This window comes from Deinococcus marmoris (genome assembly GCF_001949125.1).
In the GTDB taxonomy this organism is placed as follows: Bacteria; Deinococcota; Deinococci; order Deinococcales; family Deinococcaceae; genus Deinococcus; species Deinococcus marmoris_A.
Genome location: NZ_MSTI01000154.1, coordinates 24509 through 33385 on the forward strand (window position 1 = coordinate 24509; position 8877 = coordinate 33385).

12 protein-coding genes are annotated in these 8877 nt (G+C 58.7%); 8 read left to right on the forward strand and 4 right to left on the reverse strand.

Features of this window, described 5'->3' with window-relative positions; translation table 11 throughout:
* Positions 1-14 precede the first annotated feature (14 nt).
* Both BOO71_RS27300 and BOO71_RS21975 read right to left on the reverse strand, forming a co-directional pair.
* On the reverse strand, positions 15-221 hold the full coding sequence (locus tag BOO71_RS27300) for a hypothetical protein (protein ID WP_139323113.1): 207 nt from the start codon (positions 219-221) through the stop codon (positions 15-17).
* Between the two features lie 337 nt (positions 222-558).
* Entirely contained in the window at positions 559-852 is a 294-nt protein-coding gene (locus tag BOO71_RS21975) for an HNH endonuclease (protein ID WP_254843258.1), read from the reverse strand.
* Positions 853-1029: 177 nt separating this feature from the next.
* Here BOO71_RS21975 and BOO71_RS21980 point away from each other — a divergent pair, with 177 nt between their 5' ends.
* The 8 genes from BOO71_RS21980 to BOO71_RS22015 all read left to right on the forward strand — a co-directional run bounded on the left by BOO71_RS21980 (position 1030) and on the right by BOO71_RS22015 (position 8338).
* Entirely contained in the window at positions 1030-1500 is a 471-nt protein-coding gene (locus BOO71_RS21980; protein ID WP_139323114.1) for a hypothetical protein, read from the forward strand.
* A gap of 387 nt (positions 1501-1887) precedes the next feature.
* Complete coding sequence (locus BOO71_RS21985; protein WP_075836094.1) at positions 1888-2364, forward strand: hypothetical protein; 477 nt, start codon at positions 1888-1890, stop codon at positions 2362-2364.
* On the forward strand, positions 2361-2957 hold the full coding sequence (locus BOO71_RS21990) for a hypothetical protein (protein ID WP_075836097.1): 597 nt from the start codon (positions 2361-2363) through the stop codon (positions 2955-2957). Before BOO71_RS21985 ends, BOO71_RS21990 begins: the two co-directional genes overlap by 4 nt.
* A gap of 45 nt (positions 2958-3002) precedes the next feature.
* On the forward strand, positions 3003-3401 hold the full coding sequence (locus BOO71_RS21995) for a hypothetical protein (protein WP_075836099.1): 399 nt from the start codon (positions 3003-3005) through the stop codon (positions 3399-3401).
* Positions 3398-5323 (forward strand): type IV secretory system conjugative DNA transfer family protein, encoded by a 1926-nt coding sequence (locus BOO71_RS22000; RefSeq protein ID WP_075836101.1) that lies wholly within the window; start codon positions 3398-3400, stop codon positions 5321-5323. Before BOO71_RS21995 ends, BOO71_RS22000 begins: the two co-directional genes overlap by 4 nt.
* Positions 5324-5378: 55 nt before the next feature.
* On the forward strand, positions 5379-6524 hold the full coding sequence (locus tag BOO71_RS22005) for a hypothetical protein (RefSeq protein WP_075836105.1): 1146 nt from the start codon (positions 5379-5381) through the stop codon (positions 6522-6524).
* Positions 6521-7906, forward strand: a complete 1386-nt coding sequence (locus BOO71_RS22010; protein WP_139323115.1) for a hypothetical protein — start codon at positions 6521-6523, stop codon at positions 7904-7906. The genes BOO71_RS22005 and BOO71_RS22010 overlap by 4 nt, the downstream gene beginning before the upstream one ends.
* A gap of 9 nt (positions 7907-7915) precedes the next feature.
* Positions 7916-8338 (forward strand): hypothetical protein, encoded by a 423-nt coding sequence (locus BOO71_RS22015; protein WP_075836109.1) that lies wholly within the window; start codon positions 7916-7918, stop codon positions 8336-8338.
* Here the strand turns inward: BOO71_RS22015 and BOO71_RS22020 are convergent.
* Positions 8325-8543, reverse strand: coding sequence for a hypothetical protein (locus BOO71_RS22020; protein ID WP_075836111.1), 219 nt, complete (start codon positions 8541-8543; stop codon positions 8325-8327). The genes BOO71_RS22015 and BOO71_RS22020 overlap by 14 nt on opposite strands.
* Positions 8544-8584: 41 nt before the next feature.
* Positions 8585-8877 (reverse strand): integrase core domain-containing protein (locus BOO71_RS22025; RefSeq protein WP_139322765.1); only part of this gene is annotated, 293 nt, incomplete at its 5' end.

Genomic DNA, 8877 nt, shown 5'->3' on the forward strand with positions numbered 1-8877 from the left:
ACGGAAGTCGGTGTTCACGTCGCATCGAGATCGAGTAGGAACTGACCATTCACCTCCTCGGCGAGATTCGTGCCAAACAGTGCGCCGGGCGTGTACGCTCCGGGGCGGCCCTCCCTTCGGGCCAGCCGCGCCGCTACATTGGCCACCACCGCCGCCGTGAAGTCCATGCCCACTCCCGCACGCAGCCAGCCCTCGCGGGTCTCACCGGAGGCCCACTGCACCTGATCAATGGTTCGGACAGTTTTGGGTGGCGTCGCGTGGTGGATGGAGAGGAGAAAAGGTGGGGTGTCGCGAGACGTCCAAGGCTCTGCTGGACACAGAATGCTCTGCGTTCGGATGATGTGTCTCCGATTGATCAACAAGGCTGTCTGGCAGGGCAAATGAATAATATCAATCCGGGTGTCGGTGTCGGATTGAGTTTAATTCGGGCAACGGTTGAAAAATATTGTTCTGCTGGCAGCGTACCTGCTGAAAACTGTCCGAACCATTGTCAAAGAGAGATAACAATGGGGCTGCCCTGCTATTGCGTATGAGAATCTGCGCTGGGGAAATCGGCCCTCATGCGTCGGAATCCAGGGGGAGGCAAACAGACCCCGCCACCATCTGTTCCAGTTCAAACAGGGGGGCCATCCCGCGTGAGCATTTGCGCTCGAGATGCTCCACCACCATGTGCGCGGCCTGGCTGGGCAGCATCAGCAGATTCTCAGGGCGGAGATCATGCTTGTCCCCATTCAGGTGGTGAATCACCTCGCCGGGCAGCAGCGCGCGGCCCAGGCTCTGGGCGGCCACCAGGCGGTGAACGTACACCTGCTTTTTCAGTGTGTTGTCCCAGACCCGCTTGTACCCATTCATGCCCACCCCCGAAGTTGATTTGAAGTGTCCTCTAGCCCTGAGAAAAAATCCTGGACCTGAGTGGTGCCTGTCATACGAGTTGCGCCCAGAGTGGCAAGGCTCTGGATCTGTCCTATTGCACATCAGATCTTGACTTTAGCACCGACAAATTGCCGAGATCTGTGCTAAAAATGCGCCATGACACAAACTGGGTTCTTGAAATTATCAGATCTGATTGCGCGAATGGAGACGAAGATTCAGGTCAAGTATATCCAGCAGTTCCGTGAAGCAGCGAAGAGAGGCGAGATCGACTGCATGCCCATCGAGAAGTCTTTTGCCGTTCGGGGGTCCATGTACCGCGATCTGATGACCCAGCAAGGCGAAACGTTTTCTAACTGGCACCAGGAGACCCTCAGACAACTGGAGCTGACCACCATGCGCGGCGCAGCCGGGATCGCCTACGAGGATGACGTCACGAGTGGCAAAATCGATTTCAAATCCCGCGCAGAGGAATTCCGAAAATCACTGAAGAAAAAGCGGAAGCGCACCAGCAAGAAGCTGACACCGGGCGAGGCAGTGGTGGACGCAGGGCAGGCCAGTCGGCAAGTTCCCAGAGCGGCGGCGGCAGCCCAGGCAGCCGAGGCAGCCCAGGGTAAGGCGGCAGACTAGCGCAGCAGAAGTGTGACCGCCCAGGACCGGGCCCAGGCAGAGCAACCCCCAGCGTGTAGGGGGTCTTTTTTTGTCTCGGTTCTCCCCAGGCAGGAGCAGGGGCATGGTCTGCTGATCTTTACTTTGGCGTTGCTTTCTTGAACTGATACAGTGGAATTACCGACTTTGAGGCTGATTTATTCTGTATTCTGGTTTGGCTGGCGGTGGGCAGGGGCGGTGGCAGGCGGCGGGCGGGTTTCGGCCAAGTGGGCAGGATAAGGAGTAAGAGTAATGGGTTGCGAATCCGCCCACTGGGACAACTTTTTCCAGGCTGAACTCTTACTACACCTCTACTCAACAGCACGAAGAGAAATAAATAAAAAATAGAAAGAAAATGGAGGGTGATCCATGTCGGGTAAACAGGTGAGATTGCAGGTAGGAGTCAGCGAGGAACTGGCTAGGCGCATCAAGCAAAAATGCGATCAGGAAAATTTGTCCGTTTATTCCTACGCTGGCCACTTGCTAGAACAGGCATTTATTTACGATTACAAAGGCACTTCAGATCAACTGCTTGCCCCGCATATCCGCTCTGCGGTGCGTCAGGAAATCAATCAGATGATGGAGAACCTGATGGAAATGATGGTCAGGAGCTACATGGAAGCGGGAACGGCCCGGCGGATGGTTCAGGCCAGTTTGATCCTGCCGCCTCAGCTTGACCGGGAGCGGGTGCGTGAGCTGGAGCGGCGCAACTGGGACAGCACGTACAAGGAATTGCGAGAGGACATCAAGGGCTTCGGAAACTGGAGACGCTTGCTCGTGGACGACCCGTTCATCAACCAAGCAGATATGGAGGAGGAAGAGTCATCGCCACCATCATCAAAATGAATTTCAAGACGGCCAGTCAGGGCGCAGTGAAGGCCAGGATCGGCATGAAAAGTATTGATTACTTTACCCGTCGGCCCACGCTGGAAGCCGAGCCGGGAAACCGGGAGGTGATCACGCGAGAGGGGCGGTTCCGGCTTGCTGACGATGGAGAGCAGGGCCGGCGCGAGCTGGAAAGGCGACTGGAGCAGTCGAATGGAGACCATCTGTACCGGGTGGTGATGAGCAGCGGCAACGCCGGGATGACCGCTCAGGAGACAGAGCGCTGGGCGCGGAGTGTTCTTGAAAGGAACAACATCGACAACTACATGCTCGTGGTCCATGCCGGGCAGCAGGGACACACGGAGCATCCCCATGCCCACGTTCTCATCCCCACCAGCGAACGGTTCACGGTGGAGGACATTGGACAGCTCAGGGCGGTGGGTGATGAGGAACAGCAACAGGTCACCTATGCGGCGAGGGCCATCTCGATCAACCAGGACTACGAGGGTGAAACAAATCTGCCGGGCAAGGCAGGAGGAAGGCAGGCTGAACGGGAGACAGAAAACGACGGTCCTCAGAAAAAGAGGACGGTTGACATTCAGTTTGGAAGCTAGCTGTTGGAGGTGGTCAGAATGAGATTCCAGTCGATTTATCTTGATATGAGGCCCCTGCTGACCAAGTGGCTGGGGGTGCTGGCCACACTGGTTTTTCTGTTCCTCATGGTGACGAGCGTTCGCCCGGATTTCGAGCGCGCCTTTGCCCAGTACATCAGCGTCTACAGTGGGCAGCACGAGGCGGCCCAGCAGGGCACTGGTTTCAAGTTCTGGATGGCCTGCTTGAACTCGGAGGCTTGCCGGAGTGGCCTGCTGCTGTCGTGGACCGCTCCGCTGATGGTCAAGAGCGCCCTGATCTCCGGGGTGATCTTTGGACTATTCAGCGCTTCATTCGGTTTGTACTGGCGTCCCGAGGTCATGGCCAACCGTGATATGCGGGTGAATTCGGTCAAGGTGGAGGAGTCGCGCCAGACTTCACCTGTTCCTCCCGGCGGCACGCTGTGATCGTCAACTACAAGCTGTTCATGTTGCGCTGGTGTCTGGCGCTGCTGGTCTTCTGGGTCACCGTCTTTTTCACAATGCTGGGCCAGGGTATTTTTGCCGCCGCATTCTTCCTGGTGGGAAGCGGGCTTGTTTATCTCTTCAAGGACAGTCGGCCCCAGGTCCGGCACACGGCCCACTTCGCCCACAAGGCTGAAATTGCGCCGCTGACCAGAGGGGTATTTGAAGGGGACGGCGTGATGGTGGGCTTCGCTTACAAGCAGCCCCTGGTGGTCCGCCCGGGCACCGCTGGAAAAAACGAACTGGGACATTTTCTGTGGGTTGGCCCCAGCCGGAGTGGCAAGGGCCTGAGTATTGCCAGCAACCTGTACAACTGGGAAGGTTCAGCCATCGTCGTGGACATCAAAGGCGAGATCGCCGAGCAGACCGCCGGGTACCGCCGCGACGTGCTGGGCCAGGACGTGTTCATTCTCAACCCATCGGGTGGAGAAAGCAGCCATCAATTTGATCCTTTCAAAGAGTTGGAGACCGATGAACAGATCTTCAGCGCGGCCATCGGGTTCATGCAGCCGGACAAGGACGGTGCGAACGCCATCTTCGCCCAGCGTGCCAGCGCGGCGCTCGCGGCACTGATCAAGGCGGCCAAAGTTTCGGGAGCGCCCACCGTCGCGTTTCTGGATTCGATGATCTACCAGCCGCATGGTCTCAAAGGAACAGCCCTCAGACTCCAGGCGCTGCGCGATCCACAAGTGACCCGGTGGCTGAACTCGTTTCTGGGCAAAGACCCGGACCAGATGGACTGGGATGAGGCGGACGGGGACCGCTTTTTGAACAACTCCTGGCAGCGGCTCAGAACGGCGGCGAGCTTCCTGATCACCCCAGGCGTCAAGCACATGACCGGTGGCAGCGATTTCATGGCCGCCAATATCGTGGACAGACCGACGACGGTGTATCTGGTGTTCCGCGAGTCCGAACTGACCCTGAACCTCGCCCTGTTCAACCTGGTCATCGACGCCATCTTCCGTTCGATCATGCGCCGCTATGACCTGAATCCCAGCCTGGAGGGTCAGAAAATCCTGACGGTCTTTGACGAGGCGTTCAGGGCCTCGCCCAACCTGCTGGCCGAGTACGCGGGCACCGTGGCCGGACGCGGAATCTACCTGTGCATCTACATTCAGTCGCTGGCCCAGCTCAGCGACATCTGGGGCAAGGAAGGCCGGACCGTGATCATGGAGAACGCCCACACCAAGGTCTTTCTGCCTGCCGTGGACCGCTCAGACGACGACCGGGAAGGCACGTCCTCGTTTGTCTCTGCGTCCTGCGGCAAGTACATGATGGAGGACCGGGGCATGGCCAAAGAGGAACACGGCAAGGAACTGAACACCAATGTCCGCATGACCGAGCGCGAACTGATCTCCGCGAGTGAGTTCGCCATGCTGGGGGCCGGAAAGAGCATCATCTTGTGCAACGACTTTCCCCCCATCCTGGCCCACCGGCTGGAGCCGTGGCGGTTCAAGGAACACGCCAGCGCGCAGCAGTCCCCCGCGCCCAGACCCCCTGGGCGGTCAGACACAGGACGGTTAGACACAGAGCCGCCGGTCACCACCGAAGTGCCCCAGGCCGGGCCAGAGGCTGGCGTCCAGGCGCAGTCTTCCCCTACTCCTGAGACTCCAGCCACCGCTGGCCGTGCGCCGGAAGCTGGTGCAGAAGCCGCTGCGGTGTCCCCGGCCACAGCGCCCGTCAATCCGCCCTCAGCAGAGGCTGAAACAGGCGAAGATTCCACGCCTGTTCCAGCGCCTGACGCCAGTTCACCAGTTTCGCCAGCACCTCCGCCAGCCTTACCTGCACCCGCGCCACAGGTGGTATTGTCTCTAGACCTTGACGCAGAAGATCAAGATGATGACATTGATCAGGGCGTTTTTTGAGTCATTTTATTAAAAATTTGAGATTTACTCAGAATATTCGTGTCAAAATACGTGAATGACGAAAGCATCTTCCTGGACTGCCCTGGCCCTGACGCTCTGCCTGGGGCACGGTCAGGCGTCGTCCCCGCAGGTGGCCTCGACGCCTGCGCCAGCGCAGAGAGCGGTGACGCCCAGCAAGCCGCCCGCTCCAAATGGTGTGGCCAGAACCAGCGCCGCACCAGCAACGCCGGGCAATGCGCCCGTGGTGAAGACTGGCCTGCAAACCATTTTCACGACCAATCAACTGACGGGAAACAGCGCCGTCAAGATGACCGCCAGCACGAACTATCAGATCGTGCTGGTTTTTCCGTCCAGGGTTCAGAGCATCGGGATCAATGCAAGCAAACAAGACGCCGTGCTGGCGAGCATTGATAAATACGACGGAAGAGTCGTTTACATTGACGCGCTTCAGGCTGGCGGCACAGCCACAATCAATTTTCGGCTGCTGACGGCTGCTGAAGAAAAGGCAGAGAAATCAGCATCAGGGGAGACGGCGGCAAGTCCCAATTCCTCCCCCGTCATTCTCAAAGTGCTGGTGGACCTCACCGACAAGGGGAGCGGCGTGCTGTCCTACACCATCAAGAACCCGGCCCCCAGGCCAGTCCTGGCCACAGCCGCCAAACCACCTGTGCAGGCCGTGAAGCCCCCAGTGGTCAAGCCACCGGCTCCCGTGGTCAAACCGACTGTTGCTGCCAAGCCCCCTGCTCTGGTGGTGAAGCCGCCTCCAGTTCCAGCTCGGCCCGTTCCAGCTAGGCCAGTTCCAGCGCGCCCAGTCTCAGCACCTGCCACAGCCCGGCCAACCTCATTTGTCGGGACCAATGGCTCACTAACCCTGACCGTGACCCTGGAAGGCAACGCCAGGACGCCGAGCGTCCTGGCACTCAGGTATACCGTGGGACTCAGCGGGGCCGCCGCAGGCAAGACCTACACCCTGGACACGGCCCAGACTTCATTGCGCGTCAAGAACGTGCCCGTCAGCGATCTCGGCATTCTCAAGGGGTACTTTCCTGTCGGCGCTGCCGACCCATTCAAGGGAACGGTGGAAGTGCCCCAGCGGGTGCTTGAGCTGGCTGGGCCGAAAGTCCTGATGTTCGTGGTGATCGAGGCCGACACCGCCACCAAAGCCACGGTGCGCAAGTACGTGGGCGTCATCCTCAAATGAGATGGCCGCCTGTCTTCATGGGGCTGCTGCTGGCGGGCTGCGCCACAGCCGCAACAACCGAGAAAGCCCCGAAGTATGACCGTCGGAATATTTACGACACGTCCAGCATGAGGCCCATTCCACACGCCTCATTTATCAATGTTGAGAAGTTCAAGCAGTACAAGACATGTGCGGCGAAGGCCAGGAACGACAAGGACAAAGCGGGCTGCGGCAAGTACCAGTACCGGGTGCCGTACAGCCTCAGTGATGAAACGCTCCGTGTCGGTCAGGACATGCGGCAGGCATGGCAGCGTTTTGAGGACCGCTACTACTGGCGGGCGATGCTCAATCTCAACAGCCCTTTGATGAATCTCTCGCACTGCACCATAGACTTTGGACAGAATCAAGCGGCAGCCCAACCAGAGCTTGTGATCAATACTGAAAATTCAATGTATCCCAAAGAATTGACTGGGAAAATCCCTCAACAGGATATTAAAGACAAGTTGGGTATGGACACCTATTCCATCCTGCCGAACGTCCCGAATACGGATTACTGTGCTGGATCAACATTAGACCTGACGTTGATGTATCTCCCCGGCACCTGTTTTTACCTGGGCACAACAAAACTCTTTTGCGTTGAGGGGGATCAGGAGACCTTGAATCCGCTTGCGCCCAGGCCGATTGCCTTCCGGTATGACGAGGCCGTCAACCGGGTGGGGGCCGCCACCCTCACTGCCGAGAAGCTGTATCAGGCCGACTACCAGAAAGACATTCTGAAGGCCATCAAGCCCACGGCGAAGTTCTTGCCCCTGCTGTGGGACACCCTGCTCACGGGGGCGCTGGTGGCCCCCACGCAGACCCTCAAGCCTGACCTTGGAGGGCTGGCCCAGAAGGGCAAGGACGCCGGAACCAGGTTGGGCGGCGTGTTCGCAGCCACCGCCCCGGTCTACTACGCCCAGGGCTTGACGGGGAACGCGATCACCTTGCCCCTGCGGGTTCATACCCTGCCCACCCTGACCGACGTGCTGGCAACACCCAACCCGCCCGGCGTCTGGAAGCTTGAGGAGTTCAAGCGCACCTTCCCGCAGCAGCCGTCGCCCGTCTATGAGCGGTTTGGCTACACCAACCTGTTTTCAGCATGGACGCGGCCCACCGTCAAGCTCCTTCCTGAAGCTGTGGGGGCCAAGCCACTGCGCCAGATGATCTATATGGCAGTCGGCAACAATGTCTCCATCCAGATTCCCCCGGTTGTGGTGCCGCTGCCCGCGCCGGTGCTGATTAAAGAATTCGCCCTAGGCCTGCCCTATGCCGGACTTCAAACGCACTTCACCTGGCAAAGCGTCCCAGAAGGGTACGAAGTGCCGCGCGTCAGTGGTGTCCCACTGATCGACTACCCGTTTTAAGGAGCGCTTATGAGAACCCTTTCCATCCTTGCGCTGCTGCTGACGGCCACCGCCCAAGCGCAGGCCCTTATCACCACCATCACCGACACCAAAGCCGTCCTCGGACTGCTCAGGGGCAACGTAGACCTGTACGGTGTGACGTTTGGCAGCGGCGAGTTTCAGCGCGGCATCTTGCAACTGGCCCAGCAGCGGGCCATCAAAGTGCGGGTGATGACCTCCCCCAAATTTGCTCAGAACATGAAGCCGCTCAAGGCTGTAGGCGCAGCCGTCTACACCATGCCAGCGAACTTCACGAACAGCTTGATTGTCGTGCACGGCGGGCCGATCATCATTCCTGGCAAGACCAGTTACCAGATCGTCACGGACCCGAAGAACGCCACGGCCATAACTGGCCTGCTGACCCAATACTGGCAGATTGCTAAACGCTACTGACGGTCTCGTCGGGTTCATTTTTGCGTGAGGCTGCCACGTCCAGATCGGCGGGCGACACCTGAAGCCCGGAGTAGACCGTACCGTCCTTCAGGAGCAGCAGAGTGTCTTCCTGAGACTGTGTTCCCAACGGCGTGACCGCCAGATATCCATCGTGATAAATGCTGTCAATCTGGGCCATCTGCACGCCCTTGCCCGGCTTAGTCACCCATTTGAAGGTGTCTGATCTGTCAAGGGTTTGGTGGAGGCTCAGTTCGGGATGGGGGCTTGCTCCTCAAAGGCCGCTGGGGACCGGTAGCCCAACGCGGAGTGACGACGCTGGCGGTTATAGAACACCTCAATCCACTCAAAAACTTCTGTTCGTGTCTGGACACGACCCCACTGCGCCTTTCCAAGCTCCAGTTCCGTCTTCAACGTCGCGAAGAAGCTCTCCTGAACGGCGTTATCCCAGCATTCTCCTTTCTCGCTCATGCTCTGAACCGCGTGCAGTCTGTCCAGCGCCTGCTTGTAGACCTCACTCGTGTATTGGCTCCCCCTGTCTG